We start from the raw sequence: 24033 nt of genomic DNA on the forward strand, positions 1-24033 counted from the left end.
TTGAGGGAGCTTGTCGGCTGGGTCAGCCAGGTCATCATCGGGTTAGTCTGCATACCATTCCATCTGCAAAAAGCATCTTCAAAAAGGTCAAAGCCTGCGCAATCATCAAAAAAACGCCGCTACAGTAGCATATTGCCCGCCGCCGTTCGCCGGATACTTGCATCTGGCTCACGGCGCCGGGAGCCGGGTCTTGGCAGAGCGAGATCGGCCAGCTCAATTCCCACTAGGTTATTCATTCACTTTTAACGCATTGTTAATCTTTTGTTGTGTCCCATGGCTGCCAAGGGTTTCTTCTCTGCCCCCCCTCCTTTCGCAATGACATCAGCGCGAAAAAGCCGACAGGAATCGCTTGCTATTTATTAATCTAAAATGCATAAAAAGATTTTCGTCAGCACGAATTATCTTGCCGAAGCCAAGGGGAGACGTCATGAGCGCTGCCCCATTCGGCGAGGATCGCAATCCCTGCGATCACCGCTCATTCCCGCCATCGAACGCAGAGTTGACTGCGGGGCATGATCGTCTCTGGCAAGACGCCAATTGCATCATTCACGACAGGAGTTATAGATGAGTCATTCCCTCTCCCAGGCCGACTTTCTGGCCCAGGTGGCCAAGCGCAACCCCCATCAACCCGAGTTCATCCAGGCGGTGAGCGAGGTGGTCGCCTCCATCTGGCCCTTTATCGAGCGCCATCCCCGCTACCTGCAGCACGGTTTGCTCGAGCGCCTTGTTGAGCCGGAGCGGCTGGTGCAGTTTCGGGTGAGCTGGGTCGATGATCAGGGCCAGGTGCAGGTGAACCGCGGCTATCGCATCCAGCACAGCTCCGCCATCGGTCCCTTCAAGGGCGGCATGCGCTTCCACCCCTCGGTGGATCTCTCCGTGCTGAAATTCCTCGCCTTCGAGCAGACCTTCAAGAACGCCCTCACCACCCTGCCCATGGGTGGCGGCAAGGGTGGCAGCGATTTTGATCCCAAGGGCAAGAGCGAGGGGGAAGTGATGCGCTTCTGCCAGGCGCTGATGCTGGAGCTCTATCGCCACCTGGGGGCCAACACGGACGTACCGGCCGGTGACATAGGCGTCGGCGGGCGCGAGGTGAGCTACATGGCGGGCATGATGAAGAAGCTCACCAACAGCGCCGAGTGCGTCTTCACCGGCAAGGGACTCTCCTTTGGCGGCAGCCTCATTCGCCCGGAAGCCACCGGTTACGGCCTGCTCTACTTCGTAGAGGCCATGCTGGCCCACCGCGGCCAGTCTCTCGCGGGCATGACGGTGTCGGTGTCGGGCTCGGGCAACGTGGCCCAATACGCCATCGAGAAGGCGATGGCACTCGGCGCCAAGGTCGTGACCGCCTCCGACTCTGGCGGCACCGTCTACGACCCGGACGGCTTCACTCCCGAGAAACTGGCTCGCCTGATGGAGCTCAAGAACGAGCAGCGCAAGCGGGTAGCGGATTACGCCCACGAGCTTGGGCTCGAGTTCTTCACCGGCCGCACCCCCTGGCACCTGCCGGCCCAGGTCGCCCTGCCCTGTGCCACCCAGAACGAGCTGGATGAGTCGGACGCCGCCTCTCTGATCGCCAACGGCGTGCAGCTGGTGGCCGAGGGGGCCAACATGCCCTCCAGCGCCGCCGCCATCCAGGCGTTCCATCAGGCCCGGGTACTGTTCGCCCCAGGCAAGGCCGCCAACGCTGGTGGGGTCGCCACCTCCGGTCTCGAGATGAGCCAGAACGCCCAGCGCCTCTCCTGGACCCGGGAAGAGGTGGACGCTCGCCTCAAGGGGATCATGACCAGCATCCACGGTACCTGCGTGCGCTATGGTCAGGTGGAGCGGGGTCAGGACGGGGATCATCACGTGAACTACGAGAGCGGCGCCAACATCGCCGGCTTCGTGAAAGTCGCCGACGCCATGCTGGCGCAAGGGGTCTGCTAACTCGCCAGGGTGCGGGGACGGGCAATGGCGCGCCCCGTCAGAAAATAAAAGGGCAGCCCAGCTGCCCTTTTTCATCGTGCTTGCCGATGCTTCGCACGACCTTCGCGCCCCACTTCACACTCCCTTCACCCGGTCGTGAAAAGCTGGCCCTCTTTAAAACACAGCGAGATCAATATGATGGTCAGAACAGGCATGCTCTTGATGGTGATGGGGATCGCCAGCTTTATGGCATTCAGCCTCATCGGCTCCACCCTGGATGAAGAGGGGTTCTTGCATGAACCCTTCGCCCTGCTCCCCTTGGGCTACCTGTTGCTGCTGATGGGGGCCGTACTGGCGCTTGTGGGAGTGATCAGGGCGCGGCGCCGGCAAGCACCATCACAGGCCGACTGAGCCGATTGTCGGCATTCCCCACCCCGGGGACATGGTAGTCAAAGGCGCTACGAACCATTATTTCATTGGCCTCCTGCACTGCTATTTCACTATAAAACAGTGCATTCATCCTTATAGGTAGCGACTTATCTCGATAAGGTGCTGATCCGGGTCCAGGAAATAGACGGATTCGATGGGTCCACAGGCACCGCTCTTGGTCACGGGTCCCTCCACTAGCTCGACTCCGTGGTTTGCGAGCTGATTCATCACCTGCTCCAGACTCCAGTGAGTGATAAGGCAGATATCCCCCGCCCCCACCTGGGCCCGGTTGCGCGGCTCCTGCCCCAGCAGTTGCAGATTGATCTTCTGGTTACCAAAGCGCAGCGCCCGCCGTCCGGCTCCGAAGGTGACGGCCTCCATCTCCAGTACCGAGCTGTAAAACGCGACCGAGCGCTCTATGTCGCTCACCGTCAACACCAGATGGTCGATATGGCTGATCATGACTCCTCCCAAACCTTGTGGTCTCGCTTCTATCTTATCCCAGCGAAGGCGAAGGAACCGTGCGAACGATCAGAGTCTCGAATTTTTATTAAACCCTTTAGAATCTTCATCTTATGAATATTCACCGACTGCATTGTGGCGTCATTTGAGGTAAGGTCAATGTCCGTATAGATAGGAGTCGACCGCAGACCTCACTGTTCACTGATGAGGGCAATGAGCTATCGGCGCCGCAGCTTGGAGACATGTCTTGGCCTTGGGTGAGAGTTGGACAGAAGCAGAGTTAAGCGCCACTGTGGCCGCTTACATGGAGATGCGCTCAAAGGCGCTAAACGGCACGCACTTCGTTAAAAAGCACTACTACACAGCGCTCGCCAACCAATTTGGACGCACCGACAAAGCCTTTGAATATCGGATGCAAAATATCTCCTACATCTGCTGCTTGATGGGCAGAACCTGGGTTCCTGGGTTGAAACCCGCCAAGAATGTCGGTCCTCAGAATGCCCCCATCCTAGAGCGCCTCATCTGCGAGTGGGAGGGGCAGCCTTATACGGGCCGCGCCGAGTTTGAGCACAAGGTCATGGCGTATCAGGCAAAACCCGCCGCCCTCCCTGCGGGAACTCAAGAGCCTAAGCTGCGCTATGGCGCTGCCACCCACTTTGCACGGGATCCTCAGGTCAAGGCCTGGGTGTTGAGGGCTGCCGCGAGTCTATGTGAGTGCTGCGATAAGCCAGCCCCCTTTATCACGGCGATGGGTGAGCCCTTTTTGGAAGTCCACCACCTGCGCACCTTGGCAGATGGAGGCTCAGATACCATTAGCAACACGGTGGCACTGTGCCCCAATTGCCACCGGGCACTGCACTATGGCGCTGATAAGCTCGAGCGGCGAGAAGCCATTTACCACAAGCTGCCCAGGCTGGTACGAGAATAGATGTCTCCCGCTGCGGATAGCTTCTGACGGCGGCTCTTTACCCAAGTCCTAGCATTTTATCCGCTCGATTCGACCGCCACTGAGCTTGAAGAAGGCATCCTGGGGCAGGTCTTGCGACCAGGTGGTGGCGTAGTCGAGATCGGCGTAGGCACCGCGCAACATGGCGCCGAGCAAGCCGTGGGAGACGACTATGGCGCGCTCGGCGATGGCCGGGTCCATCAACCAGCTCTGGGCCCGGCGTTGGATGCTTTGGTGGCTCTCCCCCTCAGGCGCTTGCAAGTACCAATCCGGCTGACTGATATTCAGCGTGGGATGATCTTCCAGCAGATCCGGTACCCGGCAACTCTCCCACTCCCCCATGCCGAGCTCCACCAGCCGCTCGTCCCAGATGATGCGATCGCTATCCAGCCCCAACTGCTGGCAGACGAACTCTGCCGTCTGGCGGGCACGGCCCAGCGGGCTGGCGTAGAGAGTCCACAGCTCAGGTTCATCCAGGATCTCACGCAGACGAGCCCCCATGGCAAGGGCCTGAGCCTCCCCCTTGGCGGTCAGATCCGAGTTGCAGCGCCCCTGCAGGCGCAGCTCGGCGTTGTAGCGAGTCTGGCCATGGCGTAGCAGATAGATGATACGAGACATGATTTCTCCAACAGGTTCAACGAGATAAAACGAAGGGGCAGGATAGCAGATATCCGCCGAAGGGCGGCGATGTTACGAAAAGCCGTGGCAGGAGCAAGGCTGGTTGGTCACTCAGATGGGGATATGAGGCCGACCCGCTGATGGGATAAACTGCTCATAACGAGTCCCACACGGTGCTAGTAGCAAGGTGGTTCACGGCACCCGGTTCAGCCTGTGCCACTTTCCCCAGTTTCAATCTCAGGCGAGGCAACATGGCCAAGTATCAGTTCCTGACCCTGCCGGCATCCCAGCGGCAGACCTACACCTATCTGGATGCGGACTCCCCTACCTTTATCCAGGAAAAGAATGCCCTGCTGGCTCAGGGATTCGAGGTGGAAGACGACTTCATCTACGCCCATACCCCGGCTGAGGCCATCGAGAAGTACAGATCCAACTTCACCTATGCGGCCCAGGAGTATGCGCACGCCAACGGTATCTACGCCTTCTTTCATCTCCTGCTGGTGATAGGCAAGTCCTTATCTAGGTTGAATAAGAGTCGTTAATAATATGCGACAGTTCACTAGCCGTATCTCTAGCAAAAAATGACTAGACATAGCCATTATTCGCCCCCCATATTTCCCCCCTTCACTCATTAATGTAAAAAACCAACAACCATTAACAAAAATGAACAAATAAAAAACAAAAATATGTACCCATAAGAGAACCTAAAATCCATTTACTATCTAGAAATGATGAATAAATAGGTGAAAATAGGTCTCAAATGCAGTATAAACGAAGGCCTGCGACAATTTATGACCGACTCAGCCATGAATGATAGAATAGATAATAAGCTCAGCGCCAGACATGAAATAGCATATCGCGATGATGAGATCGATCTTCCTGAACTAATCTCATTATTGTGGAAGAAAAAGTTCCGAATTTTTCTCGCGACGCTTATCTGTGGTTGTCTGGGACTATTGTATGCCATGACAGCTCCCGAACAGTGGACTGCTAATGCGACTATTTATCAACCTAAACCACGAGACACTCTGGAATTAGATCGCCTACGGGCTATTCTTGATATACAAGGGTTAGTCGGCACGAAAAGTAACTCCGCTATCTATAATGATTTCCTATTGGAATTTAAATCTTATAATAATATCAGCGACTATCTACAAACCACGACTCAATTTGAAGACTATGTTAAAAATAACAATTTGAATAGTTTGGAGCAGCAGAAGCTACTGCGAACTTGGTCTGAATGGATGAAGATCTCCCCCGAAGATAAAAAAGGAGGGTTACCTGGTATTCACCTCTCTTTCTCCTTCTTTAATAAAACAGATGTTTTACCCCTGCTGACTGGGTATATAGATTATATAATCAGGTTGCAGAGCAAAGAGTTATTTGAAATTCTAGAGGATAACAGAAGTAGCCAAATAGAAAGTCTACGTCTAAAAGTAAAGCTGAGTACCGAAGATGCCAAGCGTAATCTGGCAAGGGAGATCGAGGGAATTGAGTACAGCATGAGTATCGCCAATGCCGCAGGAGTGAGTAAGCCGTTAGAAAACTTCAATTATGGTGATCGCTTCCCAATCACGCTAGGGAAAGATGCACTGGCGAAAAAGCTCGCCATACTCAAGTCGTTAAAAATTGAAGATTACATGCCAGAAGTAATGGAATTAAAGGTACAACTCAATAGATTAGAGAACATCAGCTTCAATAACATGAAACTAATGCCCTTCTCTTATCTGGATACACCCAGCTCCCCATTGAGACGTGACAAACCTAAACGTCCGCTAATCGTCATATTAGCGACAATGCTTGGAGGCATGTTAGGTATAGCTTTGGTACTGATCCAACATGCACTCCGACAAGAAAAGAGAACTCTGACATCAGGTTACGAGTATCAACCTGAATATGCCAAAGCAAGCTAATACGAGAGTTAAGTAGATATATAAGAACGGCGCCCGAAGGCGCCGTTTTTTATTCCCGCTCCGCTTTTGTTCTTACGGGGCGGGTGAACAAGCCGTGGCTTATTCGTCTTCCAGGTAGGCGTAGCCTTGCAGACCCAGCTCCAGCTCGTCGAGCAAGGCCTTGCGGGTCGCGTCATCCAGCGCCGGATGGGAGACGATCCGCTGGTAGTTCTCGCGGATGACGGACGGGTCGATATTGACGTAACGCAGCAGCTGGTCGACGGTGTCGCCGCGCACCACGTTGCGAATGTCCATCTTGCCTTCCTCGTCCAGCCACACTTCCGCGCAGTGGGTATCACCGAACAGGTTGTGCAGATCCCCCAGGATCTCCTGGTAGGCGCCGACCAGGAAGAAGCCGACGTGGCACTCTTCATTGGCGCCGTACTCCGGCATCGGCAGTGTGCTTTCCACACCCAGACCGTCGACGTAGTGCTCCACCTGACCGTCGGAGTCGCAGGTGATGTCCATCAGGATGCCGCGGCGGGTGAGCGGACGCTCGAGGCCGGTCAGCGGCATCACGGGGAACACCTGGCCGATACCCCAGGCATCCGGCAGAGACTGGAACAGGGAGAAGTTGGCGAAGCACTTGTCCGCCAGTTTCTCACTGAGCTCGTCCGCCAGGGCGCGGTGGTTGCGGTTCACCGGGTTCAGCAGCTCCTTGAGCGCCAGGCAGGTGTTCTGGTGCAGCGTCTCGGCCCAGGCGCGCTGCTCGAGGTTTAAGAGACCCATGGTGTACTGGGTGTTCACGTCCCCAAGGTCCGCCACTGAGTCGTGGAAGATCTCGAGCAGGGAGGGATCTTCACTGCGCAGGTCCAGCCAGCCCTTCCACATGTTCTGCAGAATGGTCGGTGCATCTTCGTCCGGCGCACTGATGTCGCTCATCTCCACCCCTTCGGAGCCGATGAGGTTGGTCACCAGCACGGCGTGGTGGGCGGTCAGGGCACGGCCAGACTCGCTGATGATGGTCGGGTGCGGCAAGTCGAACTCGCGGCACACATCGCCGATACCCCACACCACGTTGTTGGCGTACTCGGACAGGCTGTAGTTCGCGGAGCAGTGGCTCTGGGAGCGGGTGCCCTCGTAGTCCACGCCCAGACCGCCGCCGACGTCGACCACGTCGACGGGGACGCCCAGGCGACGCAGTTCGGCGTAGAAGCGGCCGCACTCACGGATGCCGCCCTGGATGTCGCGGATGTTGGCGATCTGGGAGCCCAGGTGGAAGTGCAGCAGTTGCAGGCAGTCAAGCTTGCCGAGGCTGCGCAGACGCTCCACCAGCGCCAGGATCTGGGAGGCGGAGAGGCCGAATTTGGACATGGAGCCGCCGCTCGATTCCCACATGCCGGAACCGGTGGAGGCCAGCTTGGCACGCACGCCTATGTTCGGCTTGATGTTCAGACGAGCTGACTCGTCCAGCACCATCTCCAGCTCGGAGGGTTTTTCCACCACTATGTAGACCTTGTGGCCCATCAGGTTGCCCAGCAGGGCGTGGCGGATGTATTCGCGGTCCTTGTAGCCGTTGCAGACGATCACCGAGCCTTGCTCATGGTGATGGGACAGCACGGCCAGCAGCTCGGGCTTGGAGCCCGCCTCCAGCCCAAGCCTTGGCTTGTCGCTGTAGGACTGACTGATGGTCTCGATGACGCGGCGCTGCTGGTTTACCTTGATCGGGTAAACGCACAGGTAATCCCCTTCATAGCCTGACTTCTCGATGGCCTGACCGAAGGCGTTGAACAGCGCATCGACCCGGCTCTTGAGGATGTCGGGGAAACGCAGCAATACCGGGGTGGTCAGCCCGGACTGGCGCAGCTGTTCGATGGCATCGGACAGCACGATATGCGCCTCGGGGCGAGACTTGTCGGGGGAGACGGTCACATGACCAGCGTCATTGATATTGAAAAAACCCGCACCCCAGTAGGGAACGTTGTAGACCTTCAAGGAGTCCTTGCTGGACCAGTTAGTCATGGGCTATGCCTCGCAAATGAGCGGCCAGAAGGCCGCCTTCGTTACCCTCAATCACATCCAGACCATCGATTGCAAAGCGTGGCGAGCCTGGGCTGCCTGCTGGCGCGTCAATATCGCCAGACTCTCGATTGCAGATCGCGGCAAGCCGAAGCTGCCTGGTGGATCTTGGGAAGTAACGAGTCTTGATGTGGGGCTGGTGGCTTTACATCAAGCTCAACGGTATACGGTGCTGCGTTAGCAGCGCCGCGGTACTTTGATGACCAGCGGCATCAGCCACGCCGTTGGTTCATCATTCGGCAGCCATCACGACGACAAGGGTGGGATCAAGGAAGAGAGGGAAGACGTCAGCACGCAACCGTGTTGTTAGACGACAACCGCCACAGTCTACTCAACACCAGTGACCGCCCATGACAAGGGAAGATGATGAGCCATTGGCTCACTCGGTCAGCTAAATGATGAGAGTCCGTTGTTCTCCCTGATACCGGAGCCTAACCGGTATTAAAGAAACCATGCCCTAGCAGTGTCTGTCGTTGCTGCGTGCCTCGCCCTATAGGCGTGTGATCCGGTCGGTGTCTGGCGGCCTCTTGCCTGCGCAGGGTTACCTTCGGATCGGCGCGGAGTGTACACATTTACCGCGGCCGGTGACAATAAAAAATCGCGTAAAAAAATCGGTGTTTGCCGCTCGTTCAGATCCGGCTGCCGGCTAGGCGGGCTCTGGGATAGGGTGAGATATGCCCCTGCCCGATTAGCCCTGGAAATAACAGGTGAACCCGGCATTTTCCCTCACCCCTTGCCAGTGCTGGGCCGAGGTTCTTTTCACTCCGTTGCCACATGATTATTCAGTTTTTTATTTGGCATTTTTATTCAAACAGCCATCCAGCTACTCTCAACTTCCCTTCCCACACCATTGCTGAACCCGCCCGACAAATGCGCCAAAAACTGCGCTGACGCAATAAGCCCACCGACAGGATTGGCCACAATGGCCCCTCATCTTCAGTCCGAGGCTTGTCAATGGATACCCTGCTTGAGCGTTTTCTGCGTTACGTGACTTTTCATACCCGCTCCGATGCGACCAATCCCGCCTGCCCCAGCAGCCAGGGCCAGCTCGTCTTCGCCCGCGCCCTGCAGGAGGAGCTAACCCAGCTGGGCTTGAGTCAGGTGACCCTGGACGAGCACGGCTACCTCACCGCCTGCCTGCCGGGCAACCAGCCAGACGCGCCGGCCATCGGCCTGATTGCCCACATGGACACCGCCGATTACGAGGCCGAACAGGTGGTACCCCAGATAGTCGAGAACTATCAGGGGGGGGATATCTGCCTTGGCAAGGGGGACGAGGTGCTGGCCATCCGCCAATACCGTTTCCTCAAAAATTATCTCGGCCAGGATCTCATCACCACGGACGGCACCACATTGCTCGGCGCCGATGACAAGGCGGGCATCGCCGAGATCCTGACCGCCATCGCCCACCTGCAGGCCCACCCGGCGATCCCCCGTGGCGACGTCTGGGTCGGTTTCACCCCGGACGAGGAGATTGGCCGCGGCGCAGATCTCTTTCCGCTGGAGCGCTTCCCCGCCAAGTGGGCCTACACGGTCGATGGCGGTGAGCTCGGCGAGCTCGAATACGAGAACTTCAACGCCGCCAGCGCCACGGTGCGCTTTATCGGCAACAACGTGCACCCAGGCACCGCCAAGGGCAGCATGATCAACAGCCAGACCTTGGCCGCCCTGTTCCATGCCGCCATGCCGCAGGCGCAGACCCCGGAGTGCACGGACGGCTACGAGGGCTTCTTCCACCTGGCCCAGATGAGCGGCACTGTGGAGCAGAGTGAGCTGCACTACATCATCCGTGATTTTGATGACGACAGCTTCGCCGCCCGCAAGGCCCAGCTCAAGGAGCGGGTCGCCTCCATGAAGCTGGACTACCCCAAGGCGCGCATCGAGCTCGAGCTCACCGACAGCTATCGCAACATGCGCAGCCAGATAAAGCCGCACATGCACATCGTCGAGCTGGCCAAGGCCGCCATGGTGGCCGCCGACGTGGAACCCAAGATCAAGCCCATTCGCGGCGGCACCGACGGCGCCCGCCTCTCCTTTATGGGGCTGCCCTGCCCGAACCTCTTCACCGGTGGCCACAACTTCCACGGCAAGCACGAGTTCATCCCGCTGCAATCAATGGAAAAAGCAGTCGCCACCCTGGTGGAGCTGGTGCGACTCACCGCCGCCTACAAGGCCTAAGCGGGGCACAACGCAGAGTGCAGGGCGAGCCGCAACGCTCGCCCTGCCATCAAACTGTCATCTCGCTGCCACACAGGGGGAACAGACAAGGGGCACGCTGGCACAAAGGATCAGCGGAGCCACCCCATGTTCAACGTCGATACCCTGCTGCAACAGCATCTGCCCCACCTTAACCGTCAACCCCTGCTCCAGCCTCTGTTCACACATGGGCTGCGCTGGCTGCTGCACGAGCAGTCCTTCCAGCAATTTGCCGAACGCTACCCGCACCTGCGTGGACTCGACTTTATCGAGCAGGCCCTGGTGCAACTCGATTTTGACTATCAAGTGAGCGAGACGGAGCTGGAGAACATCCCCGCCAGCGGCCGGGTCATCATAGTGGCGAACCACCCCATAGGATCCCTGGACGGGCTGGCCCTGCTGCGGCTGATCGGCCGAGTCCGGCCGGACGTGAAGATAGTGGCCAACCGGCTGCTGGCGCAGATAGCGCCCCTGCGCCCACTGCTGTTGCCGGTGGACAATCTGGGCGGCAAGACTGACAGGCAGGCCATTCTGGCCATGGGGGAACATCTGGCCCGCGATGGGGTGCTGGTTATCTTCCCGGCGGGGGAAGTCTCCCGGCTCGGCCCCAAGGGGGTGAAGGACGGGACCTGGCAAGGGGGCTTCATCAAGCTGGCCAGGCGCACCCGAAGCCCACTGGTACCCATTCACCTTGGCGGGCGCAACGGCCTCGGCTTTTACCTGACCGCCTGGCTCAACAACGACTGGGCCGGGCTCTTGCTGGTCAAGCAGCTGTTTCGTCAGCAGGGTAAGCGCATCCCCCTCACCATAGGGGAGCGCATTCCGCCGGCGAGTCTGGGCGAGCTGCCGGCCAAGACGGCGGCCAGCCTGGTGCGTAGCCACCTCTATCGTATCGGCCGTGGCAAGTCGGGCCGCCTGCTGACCGAGGCCCCCATCGCCCTGCCAGAGGAGCGGCGCCTGCTCAAACAGGCCATCGATGGCTGCGAGGCCCTGGGCCAGACCCCGGACGGCCAGCGGATCCTGCTCTATCGGCGCCACGAGCAGAGTCATTCGGTTATCTTGCGTGAGCTAGGGCGCCTGCGGGAGATCGCCTTTCGGGCGGTGGGGGAAGGTTCGGGGCGGCGCCGGGATCTCGATGCTTTTGACGATGACTACTACCACCTCATCCTCTGGGATCCCGCCAGGCTCGAGATCATCGGTGCCTATCGCTTCATTCCGGTGGCCGAGCTGCTGGCCAGCAAAGGGCTGAACGGCCTCTACAGCCACAGCCTGTTTGGTTTCGACGAGACGCTGTTACCCAGGCTGGAGCAGGCCATCGAGCTTGGCCGCAGCTTTATCCAGCCCGCCTACTGGGGCAAACGGGGGCTCGATTACCTCTGGTTTGGCATCGGCGCCTACCTGGCCCGCTACCCGCGCTATCGCTACCTGTTCGGGCCCGTGTCCCTGTCCGGCAGCCTGCCAACGCAGGCCAAGGATCTGCTGGTGAGCTTCTACCGTCAGCACTTCGCCCCCGAGCTCGCGCTCGCCCCGTCCCGTCGCCCCTACCCGGCCACGCAGCCGCTGTTTGAGGGGCAGGATTACGGCGCCGATCTCAAGCTCCTCAAGGCCCGCCTCGACAACCTGGGCTGCGCCATCCCCACCCTCTACAAGCAGTATTCTGAGCTGTGCGAGCCGGGTGGGGTGCAGTTCATGGACTTTGGCATAGACCCGGACTTCAACCACTGCATCGACGGCCTGGTGTGGGTCGACATCCACCGTATCAAGCCCCACAAGCGGGAACGCTACATCCATCAGCAGATGGACATGCCATAGCGACTCTGTTTTACAGTCAGCCTGACTGCCAACAAACAAAAGGGAGGCATAGCCTCCCTTTTGTTTATCCCTTCGCCACCGCTTATTCGGTAGCAGGTTTTCTATCAGAATGTCCGAGATCCCGCTCTGGGGCTATGATGTCGCGCACCCGCTGCTTGATCTCCTTGGCCTCGGGGAAGCCCTCGTCGATGACCCTGTCCCACACCTGGATGCCATTCACCAGGATCTTGAACTCCCCCTTGCTGGCGGGCACCAGGGCCACCTCGCCGAGATCGCTGTCGAAGGTAGAGAGCAGCTCCTGGGCCAGCCAGGCGGCTCGCAGCATCCAGCGGCAGAGGGTGCAGTAACGGATCTCGATGCGGGGTTTGAGCAGTTGGGACTCTGTCATTGGGTCACTCCGTGAAAATCCGCCAGCCAGTGGCGAGCGATGGCATTCATGGTGGCTTGAGGCAACTCGAACAGGCCTGGCTCCGGGGTCTGGCGCGCCAGCTGGCGCACCCCCTCGATGATCTCCGCCAGCACCAGGTAGACGTATTCGCCGATGACGGCGCCATGGACGAAGTTGATGGCCTCCCCCCGATTGAGCAGGAAGATGGTGCTGCCATCCGGACGGGTCAGCGCCAGCACATGGGGGCACACCTCCTCGCTCGGCCAGGGCAGTTGGGAGAGACAGAACGCGAACTCGTCGTCCGCCGAGGTGACCGAGGCCAGCATGGCGCCGGGGCGCAGGGCCAGCAGATCGGCGAGATCCAGGGAGCCGTTGCCGGTGGAGCAGATCACCAACTCGGCCCGGCCGAGCGCCTCCTGCTTGCTCACCAGCTTGAAGCCGTGGGAGAGCGCCTCCACCTGGCGCAGGGCGTCGGTTTCCACCAGCTCCAGGTGCAGGTTGCGACAGCGCAGCTCGCGGGCGATGCTGCGCCCCACCTTGCCGTAGCCAAACAGGGTCGCCTGACAGACGTTGAAGGTGCGCCTCAGGGTGCGGGCAAGGGATTCGGCGGAGTAGACCACGCTCAGCCCTATCTGGATGTCTTCCGCCTGCTTGAGGGGGCTGCGCGCCACCGAAATAACGGGAGCGGCTAGCGGCTCCTGCTCGTAGCGCTGGTGACCGTTTTCTGTCATCTCCACCACCCCGATGAAGCGATCGCCAAAGTGCTCGCTCAAGATGGCCTGGGTTCTGGCGAAGTAACCGCCGATGTCCAGAATGATGAGCCGCTCGTGGGGCTGCACCAGAGGGGCTATCTGGGCAATCACCCCTTCCGGATCATTGGTCCAGTGGCGATTGAGGGGCAGCACCGGGTAGTGCTGCTGGACCCAGGCCAGGGTCGGCCCGTGCACAGACTTGGGTTTGGGCAAGATGGCGCCGACGCGACCGACCTGGTCGAGCACCTGGATGAAATGAGGCCTGTCGGGGAGCAGATGGGTGACCAGCAGGATACAGAGATCCTCGAGGCGCTGTTGCTCGATGAAATGGCGAAAAAACAGATGCTCAGATCCCTGACTGCGCAACTGTGGCCTCCTTAGCGTGCCGCAAGCATGCAGGCAAACAGAAACCCGGCCATGCCGGGTTCTGTGTGTGTCCAGATAATAGAAAATCCTTTTTATCTGAAACCACCATAGGGCTCAATCTTTATCTGCGCAGACTATGACTGACTCATCAAATCCCATGATAATTGCATGTTTTTCATGCAAAAATTAGTAGAGGGATGCCTCTGGCCAGACCCACCACAGACTCAGTCCAGCACCGACTCCCGCCACCAGGATCAGCAGGCCCCAACGGGCTTGCCAGGGCTTGTTGCGCAACGCCCACTCCAGCAGGGGCATCAGCCAGACCGGCAACAGCACGACGAGCGGCACTTCCACGTATTGCCAGGCCAGCATCTGTACGAAGGCGAGTGCCAAGCCGAGCGCCGCCGGCGCCACCTTCACCTGGGTAAAGGTCGCGATCAGCGCGCGGAATCCGGCAAACGCCGCCAGGGCCCCCGCCAGCTGGGCGATGAGCAGGCTGCCATCGATGCCGATGACCAGGGCCAGCCAGATGAAACCCAGCGCAAAGCCGAGCCCCTCCTGGCTGTCCGTGCGCAGTTGCGTCCAGCCAAACCAGGCGATGGCGGGCAAGAGCGCCAGCCAGATCAGCGGCTCCTGGGTGATGACGGACGCCAGTCCCTGCCACCACACCAGGGCGGCAAGCGCCCCGAACAGCAGCAGGGCGGCACGCTTGTCCTCAACCTGAGCCGCGATGGCGGGCACCAGCAGGGTCAGCGGCAGCCATTGCCACGCCTTGACCGGCAGACCGTAAGCGCCGCCGACCAGACAGCCCACCAGCCAGATGGCCAGGGCGCCCCAGAGGTAGCCCAGCCGTGGCCAGCGCCATGACAGCAAAGCGGCCCCCAAAGGAGCCGCCAGGGTTTGTAGCAGGAGAGCTGCGCCCATTACTTGCGCACGCCTTCGACGAACAGGTTGATACCCATCTCGTCAGGAATGCCAGGCAGCATGTAGTTCACGCCAAAGTCGCTGCGCTTGATGGTGGTGGTGGCGTTGAAGCCGCTGCGGTAACCGCCCCAGGGATCCTTGCCTTCACCGATGTGAACCAGCTCGAATGCCACCGGCTTGGTGACGCCGTGCAGGGTCAGGGTGCCCTTGAGCACGCCCTTGTCCTTGGTACCTTCATAGCCGGTGCTGACGAAGGTCATCTTGGGGTACTGTTTCACGTCCAGGAAGTCCGGGCTGCGCAGGTGCTTGTCACGGGCTTCGTGGTTGGAATCCACGCTGGCGGCGTCGATCTCGAAGCTCGCCTTGGCCGCGGCCGGGTTGGCCTCGTCCATGCTGAAGGTGCCGCTGAAGGTGTTGAAACGGCCGACCAGCTCGGAGAAGCCGAGGTGGCCCACCTTGAACTGAACAGTGGTGTGCGCCGCGTCGACATCATAATCGGCCGCCATCAGGGGAGCCGCCATAAACAGGCAGGAAGCCAGCAGGGCCTTGGTCATTTTCATTCCGTTCGTTCCTTCATTAGGGGGTTCACATCGATACCCAAAATGCTAACCTCCCTGTAGCGATAGATAATCATCGATTTATTAAAATAATTATCAACTGAGAGTGGAATATGGACCAGATAGCCGCCATGCGCACCTTCATCAAGGTGGTGGAGTGTCAGAGTTTTACCAAGGCCGCCCACCAGCTCGGCATCTCGGTGGCCATGACTTCCAAGCTGATGCAGCAGCTCGAGGAGTCCCTCTCGACCCGGCTGCTGTCGCGCACCACCCGTCAGGTCAACCCGACCGAGGCGGGCCAGTTCTACTACCAGCGCTCCCTGGCCCTGCTGGCAGAGCTGGAAGAGACCCACAGCCAGCTTACCCACAACAATCAGCAGCCCCAGGGCACTCTCAAGCTGTCGGTGCCCATGGACTTTGGCTACCTGCACCTGGCCCCGGCCCTGCCGCAGTTTCGCGAGCGCTTCCCCGAGCTCAAGCTGGAAATTGAATACAGCGACCGGCGGGTGGCCCTGGTAGAAGAGGGGTTTGATCTGGCGCTGCGCATCGGCAACCTGCCGGACTCCTCCCTGGTGGCCAAGCCGCTCGCCATGATGAAGCTGGAGGTGTGCGCCAGCCCGACCTACCTGGCCAAGCACGGTACCCCCAAGACCCCGGAGGATCTCAAGCAGCACGACTGCCTCATCTACACCCTGACCCAGCCGGACTGGGTGTTCAAACGGGATGGGGAGCAAACCAGCGTGCGCCCGCAGGGGCCCCTTCGCGCCAACAATGGGGTGGCCCTGACCCGGGCCGCCTGCCATCACATGGGCATCATCTGGCAGCCGACCTTCATCGTCGGGGATGCGTTGCGCTCGGGGGAGCTGGTGTCGCTCTTGCCCGAGTGGGACAAGGGGCAGATAGGCCTCTATGCCCTCTACCCCCACCGCCGCTTCGTCTCCGCCAAGGTGCGCTGTTTCATCGAGTTCGTGCAGGAGCGCTACCTCGCCCCCCACTACTGGGACCGGGAGGAATAAGGGATCAGATGGCAGCGATGTATGGAAGGTCGCCCCCCAGGGTGGGCGGTGAGGCCGATGTTCAGGACTTGGTTTGGGGATCGCTCTGGGAGTCGGCCGGCACGGGCAACTCGGCCACCAGCAACTGCTCGCTCAGGGTCAGTTGCCAGCGCGGCAGGCGGCGCTCAAGGGTGGCGAGCTGATCGTCAGCGAGGGCATAAGGCAGGCTGATGTGCAGGCAGTGGCAGTCGAGCATGCCCGCCAGTTGCAGGATCAGGACCAGGTTGGCCTCGTCTGTCTTGTGCTTGTTGATGCGCTTGCCGAGCTCGTGGCGAAAATGGGTCTCGGGATCCTGGGTCATCGCCTGCCAGCCGTAGCCAAACAGCGGAATGAAGGCGCTGACGATGCCAAGGGCGGTCAGCGGCTGCTTGGGGGGATGATAGAGGGCGTTGAGATCCAGCAAGATGGGGTTTAGATGCCGCTCACGACTGCCGGATAAAATAGTATTACTCATTGGATAACCTTATTGATTCCTCTAGAATTCGCCGCAGTTTCAACCTGACATGCCAACGAGGTGCTGATGCTAAGCGATATCGAGATCTCCCGCCAGTCCCCCCGCCTGCACATCGACGAACTGACCCGGCGACTCGCCATCCCGTCGCACCTGCTCAACCCCCACGGCCATTACAAGGGTAAACTCAGCCTGGCCCTGCTCAAAGAACCTCCCAAGAAGCATGGCAAACTGGTGCTGGTGAGCGCCATCACCCCCACCCCCCTCGGCGAGGGCAAGACGGTCACCACCCTCGGTCTCTCCATGGGCCTCAATCACATAGGCCAGGCCAGCATAGCCACCATACGCCAGCCGAGTCTCGGCCCAGTGTTCGGGGTCAAGGGGGGCGCCGCCGGCGGCGGTCACGCCCAGGTGGTGCCCATGGAGGAGATGAACCTGCACCTGACCGGGGACTTCCACGCCCTCGCCGCCGCCCACAACCTGGCCGCCGCGGCGCTGGATGCCCGCCTGTTCCATGAACAGCGGCTAGGCGCCGGGTTCACCGCCAGCACGGGCCTCACTCGCCTCGATATCGACGCCGCCAACATCCTTTGGCCGCGCACCCTGGACATGAACGATCGCGCCCTGCGCCACCTGACCATAGGCCAGGGCGGCCCGGCCGACGGGGTCGAGCGCCAAGATCGCTTCGTCATCACTGCCGCCTCCGAGCTGATGGCCATATTGGCGCTGGCAAGCGATCTCAAGGACCTGCGCGCGCGCATCGGCCGCATCCAGCTCGCCCTGGATCTGCACGGCAATCCCGTCACGGCAGAACAGCTTGAAGTAGCCGGCGCCATGACGGTGCTGCTCAAAGACGCCCTGCAACCGACCCTGATGCAGACCACGGAGCAGACCCCGGTACTGGTGCACACAGGCCCCTTCGCCAATATCGCCCACGGCAACTCCTCTGTCATCGCCGATCGCATGGCGCTGGCGCTCACCGACTATGTGGTGACCGAGGCGGGTTTTGGCTCCGACATGGGGCTCGAGAAGTTCTTCAACATCAAGCACCGCCAGTCCGGCATCACACCCTCCTGCGTGGTGCTGGTGGCGACGGTGCGCGGCCTCAAGGCCAACAGCGGCCTGCTCGACATCCGCCCAGGCCAACCCTTGCCGGCTAGCCTGGGGGAAGAGGATCTGCCGACCCTGCACCAGGGCTGCGCCAACCTCGCCTGGCATATCCAGAACGCCCGCCGCTACGGGGTGCCCGTGGTGGTGGCCATCAACCGCTTCCCGAGTGACAGTCAGGCCGAGCTGACCCTGCTGGCGGACGAGGCGATGAGAGCGGGGGCCTGTGGCACGGCCATCTCCAGTGCCTTCACCCAGGGGGGCGCCGGCGCAAGCGAACTGGCTCGCGCCGTGGTCGAAGCCTGCGAGCGCCCAAGCGCTATCAAGCTGCTTTACCCGGACGCCATGGGCCTGGGCGCCAAGCTCGCCACTCTGGTGGAGTGCGGCTACGGCGGCCGTGGCGTCATCCTCTCTGACAAGGCCAAGAGGCAGCTCGCGGCCCTCTCCAAGGCCGGCTGGGATCATCTGCCGGTCTGCGTCGCCAAGACGCCGCTGTCGCTGAGTCACGATCCTGCCCTCAAGGGGGTACCCACGGATTTCGAGGTGCCCATCGAGGAGGTGCGCCTGTGCGCCGGCGCCGGTTTCGTCTACGCCCTGGCCGGTCCTATCATGACCATGCCGGGCCTTGGCAGCCTGCCCGCTTATCGCCATATCGATATCAATGATGACGGCGAGATAGTGGGGCTGAGCTGAGTTTCAGCAGCCTGCCCCCAATTACCTGCCATATCGATATCGAGGACGACGGCGAGATAGTAGGGCTGAGCTAAGCAGCCCGATTAGCCGCCATATCTCGATAGCGATAAGACGGTGAGATAATGGGTCTGAGTTGAAAGCCCTTCAGCCCACCGAAACAAAAGACCCCGCCAATTGGCGGGGTCTTTTTTATGAGGATGTCAGGGCGCCATCAGTAGTGGAAACGCCCCAGCTTGCTCATCACAGCCTCGGTCAGGCCCTGCATCTGCTGGCTCTGGGCATCCAGCTCCCGGGCGACCCGGGTCGAGGCAGTGGCCGCCTCGTGGATATTGCTGACGTTGTGGTTGATCTCCTCGCTCACCTTGGACTGCTGCTCGGCGGCGCTCGCTATCTGGGTCGCCATGTCGCCGATGCGATCGGCGGCCTGCACTATGGTCGCAAGCTCCCGCACCGCCTGCTCCGCATCCGCCAGCGCCACGCTGCTCAGATGGCGGCCCTCGGCCATGGTGTCGACCGCCTCGCTGGTGGTGTCCCTCAGCTTGTCGATCATCTGCTGGATCTCCCGGGTCGAGACCTGGGTCTTGGAGGCGAGCGCTCGCACCTCGTCGGCCACCACGGCGAAACCCCGTCCGTGCTCACCGGCCCGGGCGGCCTCGATGGCGGCGTTCAGCGCCAGCAGATTGGTCTGCTCCGAGATGGTCCGGATCACATCCAGGATGCTGCCTATCTGCAGCCCCTGTTGCTGCAGGGCGGTGATCTTGACCGACACCTCGCTCACCTGTTCGCTCAGCTGACGAATGCCGCTGGCGGAGGCGCTCACCACCTGCTGCCCCTTGTGCACGGCATGACGGGTCTCGTCCACCGCCTGCGCCGTGATCTGGGCGCTGCTGGCGACCGAGTCCGCGGTCGAGGACATCTCATGAATGGCGGTGGCCACCAGTTCGACCTGCTCCAGCTGCTGGCGGCTGTTGTCCAGCCCCTGCTGGGCCTGGCGGGCCGACCCCACGGCGGCCTGCTGCAGCTCGTGCACGCTGGCGGCGGTGTCGGTGACTATGCCCTGCACGGTCGCCACAAACTGGTTGATCCCCTGGGCCAGGGCCCCGGTCTCGTCGCGGCGGCTCTGATCCAGACGCTGGGTCAGATCGCCGCCGGCGCTCGACAGCCGTGTCACCATGCGGGCCGTCTGCTGTACCGGCCGGGAGATGGAGCCCGCCGCCAGGGCGAGGCCAACCAGGCCGGCCCCCGCCACCAGCATGCCCACCAGCAACTGGGTCCAGATCCCGCGGCCAAAGGCGGCGGCGCGGGCCTGCGCCGTCAGCTCATACTCGGCGTAGAGGGCGCTGCCCGGCACCTCGATGGCGATCCCCCAGGCCTGCTTGACCTTGTTGAGGCTGATGGGGGCAAACACCCGCAACTGATCGCCCCGCTCCTCGCTGCCCGCCTGGCCCCGTTGCAGCTCTGCCAGCAACTGGGGATCCTGCAGCCGCTGGCCAACCTGGGCACTGTCACGGGAGTCGGCAGCTATGATGCCCATGGGGCTGATGATGCGCACCCGCCCCTGACCGTCGAACACCTCCTGGCCGATGCTGTCGGCCAGACGCTGCAGGTAGTTCAGGGAGTAGTCGACCCCCACCATGCCGAGGTAGTTGCCCCCGTCCAGCACAGGCACCACGAAGGAGGTCAGCAGGGTCGGCTGGCCGTTGACCTGATAGACGGAGGGATCCACCGCGCAGCTGGCCTTGCTCTCCTGCGGGCAGAGGTACCACTCGGAGGCGCGGATCCCGGTCGCGCTCGGCGTCTTGCTGTAGAAATCGCCGAGGGGCTTGAGGGCAAAGCCCGACGCGCCGCGGCTCCAGTAGGGGGCGAAATTGCCGGAGGCCTGGCTATGCAGACCCTGGCCCTGATAGAGCTCGTCCAGGCCATCGAACCGGTTCGCCTCCCAGCCGCTGTAGATGCTCAGAAAATCCGGGTTGCGATCGCCTATGTCCTTGAGCAGGGCCGTCACCGCATCCCGGTCCAGGGGCTTGCTCTGATGAACGTTGCCCGCCAGCAGGGCCGCCAGGGTCTCCGCCGCATCCAGCGCCAGCTCGAAGGAGCGCGCCACCTCGCTCGCCTGACCGTCCGCCAGGGTCAGCAGCCATTGCTTGGCCTGCTGGCGGGCAGCGTCGTGGCTCTCCTGCTGGATCTTCTCCTGCAGGCTGGAGAGGGAGACATAGCTGTATCCCACCACGCTGAGGACGGTGGCCAGCAGTATGCAGCCCGCAAAAAACATGACTTGGTATTTGATGGAACGGAACATGGCGAAAGTGGCATCTCAAGGGTCAAAAAAAGGGGGCATCATAAGGGCTGATGTGGGCGGCGTGAACTCACCAGAGTGAAATACATCGCCGTTTTGTGAGCGGCGCCAAATGAGATGTGGCAAAGAGTGGAGTAGGCAGATAAAGAGCAAGGTCAAATACCACCTAGGCAGCATATTGACCCACTCATCATCAAAGTAACTCCACAAATAAGGGAGGCCCCGCCTATGGCTGGGGCCTCCCTTATTATCCGTCGTGTGAGGCGTCGTTAGAGGCTGAAGCGCTGGGTCATGTGGTGCAGCGAGGTGGCCAACTTGCTGAGCTCGATGCAGGCCTGGGCGGTCTGCTGGGCCCCAAGGGCATTCTCGTCCGCCGCATTGTGGATGTTCACTATGCTGCGGTTGAGCTCCTCGGTCACCGCGTTCTGCTCCTCGGTAGCGGTGGCGATCAGGGTGTTCATGTCGCTGATCTGGGTGACGGCGCCATTGATGCTGTCGATGCTGTCCCCCGCTTCCCGCGCCAGGCCGACGCTGTTTTGCATCTGCTGGCGGCTCAGCTGCATGGCGTTGCCCGCCTCGGCGGTGCGCTCCTGCAGCACCTCGATCATCTTGCTGATCTCGGCGGTGGAGTTCTGGGTGCGCTGGGCAAGGGAGCGCACCTCGTCGGCGACGACCGCGAAGCCGCGGCCCTGCTCACCGGCGCGGGCCGCCTCGATGGCGGCGTTGAGGGCCAGCAGGTTGGTCTGCTCGGCGATGCCGCGAATAACGTCCAGCACCATGCTGATGTTGGTACTGTCCTGCTCCAGCTGCTGCACCACGCCGCCCGCCTGCTCAATCTGCAAGGACACCTGCTCTATGCTGCTGATGGCGCGACCCACTACCTTGTGCCCCTCGCCCGAGGTGTGGGAGGCGGCCTTGGCGGCGCTCATGGCGTCCGTGGTGTTGCGGGCCACTTCATGCACGGTGGACTGCATCTCGTTCATGGCGGTGGCGACCTGGGAGACCTCGCTCTGCTGGCTGGCCATGCCCTTGGCGGATTGCTCGGAGATGGCGCTCACCTCCTCCACCGCGCTGCTGAGCTGACTCACGGAACCCGCTATCTCGCTCACCAGATCCGCGAGGGATCCCTGCATGCGATCGATGGCGGTGCCGAGCTGACCCAGTTCATCGCGCTTGAAGCGATTGCCGCGGATCCACTCCTGCAGCTCCCCCTTGCCGAGATCGCCGCTGGCGATGCGCTGGGCCTGACGGGCCAGCATCACCAGGGGATCCCGGATCTGGCGGGTCAGTACGGTGGAAAGCACTGTCACCAGCCCCAACCCGACCAACAGGGAGATGATGATGCTCAGCTTGGCGCTGTCAAATGCCCCCACCACCTGGGCACGGGAGTTGACGGCATAGCCGTGGTTGATGCGGATGAGCTCGGCCACCGACTTGGACAAGGTGGTGTAGAGAGTAACCCCCTCCGCCATGAAGATGCGCTGGGCCTCGGCCATCTGGCCGCTGTCCTGCATCTGCTTGATGCGCTGGTGCAGGGCGACGTACTTGCTCCAGTCCGCCTTGACGATGTCGAAGGCGCGGCGCTCTTCCACATCCTCCGCCCAGATGGTGGCGTCATGGGCCGCGACCTGCCGATCGGCTTCCCGCAGGCTCTGCTCGCTGGCATCGCGGTAATGGGCCTTCTGCTGGGGATCGTCCGCCACCAGGAACACGTCCAGTTCATAGCGGCGCAGGGCATTGATGGTCTCACCCAGGGTGCTGGTGCGAACGACGGCAGGCAGTATGCTGTCGGTAAAACCGGTGGCGGCCCGGTTCATGTTGCCAAACTGCAGCAGCGAGAAGCCGCCGATGAAGGCCATCATCAGGCCGAGCACCGCAAAACCGGCGGTGAGTTTCTTACCTATCGTCATGGTACTGGGGTTCATGGCATGTCCTGCAATGGGTGATTAACTGGCATCCGTCTTCTGGGTTGTGCCCTCCTGGCACGAAACACGATAGCTGCCATCCATTGCAGTAGATAAAGCGCCCCGCCTCGCTGAAACGGGGGCACCAGGGCCTTGGGCTCGCAGGCCCTGGTCGAAACGGGTCATCGCCGCGGGAGCATCCTGTGCTTGGCACAGATCAGCCACTGGCATGGAGAGCTATATCGACCCGATACAGCCATGCCTTTAGGCGTTTTTTGATTAAAATTCAGCACAAAATAGCGAGGGGGAGTAAAGATGAGGCATGCCGCGATGGCATGCCTCAGGCAGATCAGCCTTTCAGACCGCCCAGAAACTCGGCACGGGTGTCCGGCTGGGTCTTGAATACCCCACCGAGGGAGGTGGTGGTGGTATAGGAGGTGGAGTCCATCACGCCGCGGGCCTTCACGCAGTAGTGCGTCGCCTTGATGCTGATGGCCACGTCACGGGTGCCGAGCAGGGTCTGCAGCGCCAGCAGGATCTGCTGGGTGAGGCGCTCCTGCACCTGGGGACGGCGGGCGAAAAACTGGACTATGCGGTTGATTTTGGAGAGCCCTATCACCTTGCCACGGGGGATATAGGCCACGTGGGCCAGCCCGTCTATGGTGACGAAGTGGTGCTCGCAGGTGCTGGTGAGACTGATGTCCCGCACCATGATCATCTCGTCCACCTTCATCTTGTTCTCGATCACCGTCACCTTGGGGAAGGTGCTGTAATCGAGGCCGGAGAAGATCTCGTTCACGTACATCTTGGCGATGCGATGCGGCGTCTCCGCCAGACTGTCGTCGGCGAGATCCAGCCCCAGCGTCTCCATGATGGCGCGCATATGGCCTTCGATCTTCTCTTTCTTCTGCTGGCCGTTCAGTTCATTGGCCACCAGCGGTGTCTCCAGGCCCTGGGCCTCGAGGGCAGCCCTGACCAACAGGGCTTCCTGACTCAAATTCGTCATTCTCTTACTCTCCCACGCTCAGGGACTGTGATGGCCGCCTTCTGTTGAGGCGACATTCTACTGTGGCGCAATCTTACAGGGCGATTATTGTCATAATTCGAGCTAACTCAAGCCCAGCACCTGACTTTATGTCAATCCGTCGTGTTTTACCTGTCATACGGGCCGCCCAGATGGGGGGATCCGGGCGAGAAAATC

21 protein-coding genes are annotated in these 24033 nt (G+C 60.7%); 10 read left to right on the forward strand and 11 right to left on the reverse strand.

Features of this window, described 5'->3' with window-relative positions; translation table 11 throughout:
• Nucleotides 1–564: 564 nt before the first annotated feature.
• Both gdhA and CUC44_RS08670 read left to right on the forward strand, forming a co-directional pair.
• Nucleotides 565–1926: an NADP-specific glutamate dehydrogenase gene (gene gdhA / locus CUC44_RS08665; protein ID WP_100859565.1), complete on the forward strand. Its 1362-nt coding sequence runs from the start codon at nucleotides 565–567 to the stop codon at nucleotides 1924–1926.
• 174 nt (nucleotides 1927–2100) lie between these two features.
• Nucleotides 2101–2316, forward strand: a complete 216-nt coding sequence (locus CUC44_RS08670; protein ID WP_100859566.1) for a DUF3955 domain-containing protein — start codon at nucleotides 2101–2103, stop codon at nucleotides 2314–2316.
• 111 nt (nucleotides 2317–2427) lie between these two features.
• Here the strand turns inward: CUC44_RS08670 and CUC44_RS08675 are convergent, their stop codons facing one another.
• Nucleotides 2428–2796 (reverse strand): VOC family protein, encoded by a 369-nt coding sequence (locus CUC44_RS08675; RefSeq protein WP_100859567.1) that lies wholly within the window; start codon nucleotides 2794–2796, stop codon nucleotides 2428–2430.
• A 247-nt stretch (nucleotides 2797–3043) separates the two neighbouring features.
• On the opposite strand from CUC44_RS08675, the gene CUC44_RS08680 reads away from it, so the two are divergent.
• Entirely contained in the window at nucleotides 3044–3724 is a 681-nt protein-coding gene (locus tag CUC44_RS08680; RefSeq protein WP_244166742.1) for an HNH endonuclease, read from the forward strand.
• A gap of 48 nt (nucleotides 3725–3772) precedes the next feature.
• On the opposite strand, the gene CUC44_RS08685 is transcribed toward CUC44_RS08680, so the two are convergent.
• On the reverse strand, nucleotides 3773–4360 hold the full coding sequence (locus tag CUC44_RS08685; protein WP_100859568.1) for a histidine phosphatase family protein: 588 nt from the start codon (nucleotides 4358–4360) through the stop codon (nucleotides 3773–3775).
• A gap of 251 nt (nucleotides 4361–4611) precedes the next feature.
• Between CUC44_RS08685 and CUC44_RS08690 the strand changes: the two genes are divergently transcribed.
• Both CUC44_RS08690 and CUC44_RS08695 read left to right on the forward strand, forming a co-directional pair.
• On the forward strand, nucleotides 4612–4902 hold the full coding sequence (locus CUC44_RS08690) for a hypothetical protein (RefSeq protein WP_100859569.1): 291 nt from the start codon (nucleotides 4612–4614) through the stop codon (nucleotides 4900–4902).
• 201 nt (nucleotides 4903–5103) lie between these two features.
• Entirely contained in the window at nucleotides 5104–6273 is a 1170-nt protein-coding gene (locus CUC44_RS08695) for an LPS O-antigen chain length determinant protein WzzB (RefSeq protein ID WP_100859570.1), read from the forward strand.
• A 99-nt stretch (nucleotides 6274–6372) separates the two neighbouring features.
• Here CUC44_RS08695 and speA read toward each other — a convergent pair whose 3' ends face one another.
• Nucleotides 6373–8274: a biosynthetic arginine decarboxylase gene (speA, locus tag CUC44_RS08700; RefSeq protein ID WP_100859571.1), complete on the reverse strand. Its 1902-nt coding sequence runs from the start codon at nucleotides 8272–8274 to the stop codon at nucleotides 6373–6375.
• Here speA and CUC44_RS20930 point away from each other — a divergent pair.
• From CUC44_RS20930 to olsF, 3 genes are all read left to right on the forward strand, one after another.
• Entirely contained in the window at nucleotides 8255–8512 is a 258-nt protein-coding gene (locus CUC44_RS20930; RefSeq protein ID WP_157812760.1) for a hypothetical protein, read from the forward strand. The genes speA and CUC44_RS20930 overlap by 20 nt on opposite strands.
• A 773-nt stretch (nucleotides 8513–9285) precedes the next feature.
• Entirely contained in the window at nucleotides 9286–10509 is a 1224-nt protein-coding gene (gene pepT / locus CUC44_RS08710) for a peptidase T (RefSeq protein ID WP_100859572.1), read from the forward strand.
• Between the two features lie 126 nt (nucleotides 10510–10635).
• Nucleotides 10636–12339: a bifunctional ornithine lipid synthase OlsF gene (gene olsF, locus CUC44_RS08715; RefSeq protein ID WP_100859573.1), complete on the forward strand. Its 1704-nt coding sequence runs from the start codon at nucleotides 10636–10638 to the stop codon at nucleotides 12337–12339.
• A gap of 82 nt (nucleotides 12340–12421) precedes the next feature.
• Here the strand turns inward: olsF and CUC44_RS08720 are convergent, their stop codons facing one another.
• The 4 genes from CUC44_RS08720 to CUC44_RS08735 form a co-directional block, all read right to left on the reverse strand.
• Nucleotides 12422–12727, reverse strand: coding sequence for an Rdx family protein (locus CUC44_RS08720; protein ID WP_100859574.1), 306 nt, complete (start codon nucleotides 12725–12727; stop codon nucleotides 12422–12424).
• On the reverse strand, nucleotides 12724–13845 hold the full coding sequence (locus CUC44_RS08725; protein ID WP_100859575.1) for an adenosylhomocysteinase: 1122 nt from the start codon (nucleotides 13843–13845) through the stop codon (nucleotides 12724–12726). Before CUC44_RS08725 ends, CUC44_RS08720 begins: the two co-directional genes overlap by 4 nt.
• Nucleotides 13846–14031: 186 nt before the next feature.
• Complete coding sequence (locus CUC44_RS08730; RefSeq protein WP_100859576.1) at nucleotides 14032–14769, reverse strand: hypothetical protein; 738 nt, start codon at nucleotides 14767–14769, stop codon at nucleotides 14032–14034.
• Nucleotides 14769–15329 carry a YceI family protein gene (locus CUC44_RS08735; RefSeq protein ID WP_100859577.1) on the reverse strand — a complete coding sequence of 187 codons (561 nt, stop codon included), beginning with the start codon at nucleotides 15327–15329 and terminating at the stop codon, nucleotides 14769–14771. Before CUC44_RS08735 ends, CUC44_RS08730 begins: the two co-directional genes overlap by 1 nt.
• Before the next feature lie 110 nt (nucleotides 15330–15439).
• On the opposite strand from CUC44_RS08735, the gene CUC44_RS08740 reads away from it, so the two are divergent.
• Nucleotides 15440–16342, forward strand: coding sequence for a LysR family transcriptional regulator (locus tag CUC44_RS08740; RefSeq protein ID WP_100859578.1), 903 nt, complete (start codon nucleotides 15440–15442; stop codon nucleotides 16340–16342).
• A 61-nt stretch (nucleotides 16343–16403) separates the two neighbouring features.
• Here CUC44_RS08740 and CUC44_RS08745 read toward each other — a convergent pair whose 3' ends face one another.
• The gene (locus CUC44_RS08745; protein WP_100859579.1) at nucleotides 16404–16835 is read right to left on the reverse strand and encodes a hypothetical protein; all 432 of its coding nucleotides are present in this window, start codon (nucleotides 16833–16835) and stop codon (nucleotides 16404–16406) included.
• 66 nt (nucleotides 16836–16901) lie between these two features.
• On the opposite strand from CUC44_RS08745, the gene CUC44_RS08750 reads away from it, so the two are divergent.
• Nucleotides 16902–18632, forward strand: coding sequence for a formate--tetrahydrofolate ligase (locus CUC44_RS08750; protein WP_100859580.1), 1731 nt, complete (start codon nucleotides 16902–16904; stop codon nucleotides 18630–18632).
• A gap of 211 nt (nucleotides 18633–18843) precedes the next feature.
• On the opposite strand, the gene CUC44_RS08755 is transcribed toward CUC44_RS08750, so the two are convergent.
• The 3 genes from CUC44_RS08755 to folE all read right to left on the reverse strand — a co-directional run bounded on the left by CUC44_RS08755 (nucleotide 18844) and on the right by folE (nucleotide 23838).
• A complete protein-coding gene (locus tag CUC44_RS08755) occupies nucleotides 18844–20931 on the reverse strand; it encodes a methyl-accepting chemotaxis protein (protein ID WP_100859581.1) in 2088 nt (695 codons plus the stop codon).
• Between the two features lie 266 nt (nucleotides 20932–21197).
• Nucleotides 21198–22853 (reverse strand): methyl-accepting chemotaxis protein, encoded by a 1656-nt coding sequence (locus CUC44_RS08760; RefSeq protein ID WP_100859582.1) that lies wholly within the window; start codon nucleotides 22851–22853, stop codon nucleotides 21198–21200.
• Nucleotides 22854–23181: 328 nt separating this feature from the next.
• The gene (gene folE / locus CUC44_RS08765) at nucleotides 23182–23838 is read right to left on the reverse strand and encodes a GTP cyclohydrolase I FolE (RefSeq protein WP_100859583.1); all 657 of its coding nucleotides are present in this window, start codon (nucleotides 23836–23838) and stop codon (nucleotides 23182–23184) included.
• Between the last annotated feature and the right edge of the window lie 195 nt (nucleotides 23839–24033).

This window comes from Aeromonas lusitana (assembly GCF_002812985.1).
GTDB lineage: Bacteria > Pseudomonadota > Gammaproteobacteria > Enterobacterales > Aeromonadaceae > Aeromonas > Aeromonas lusitana.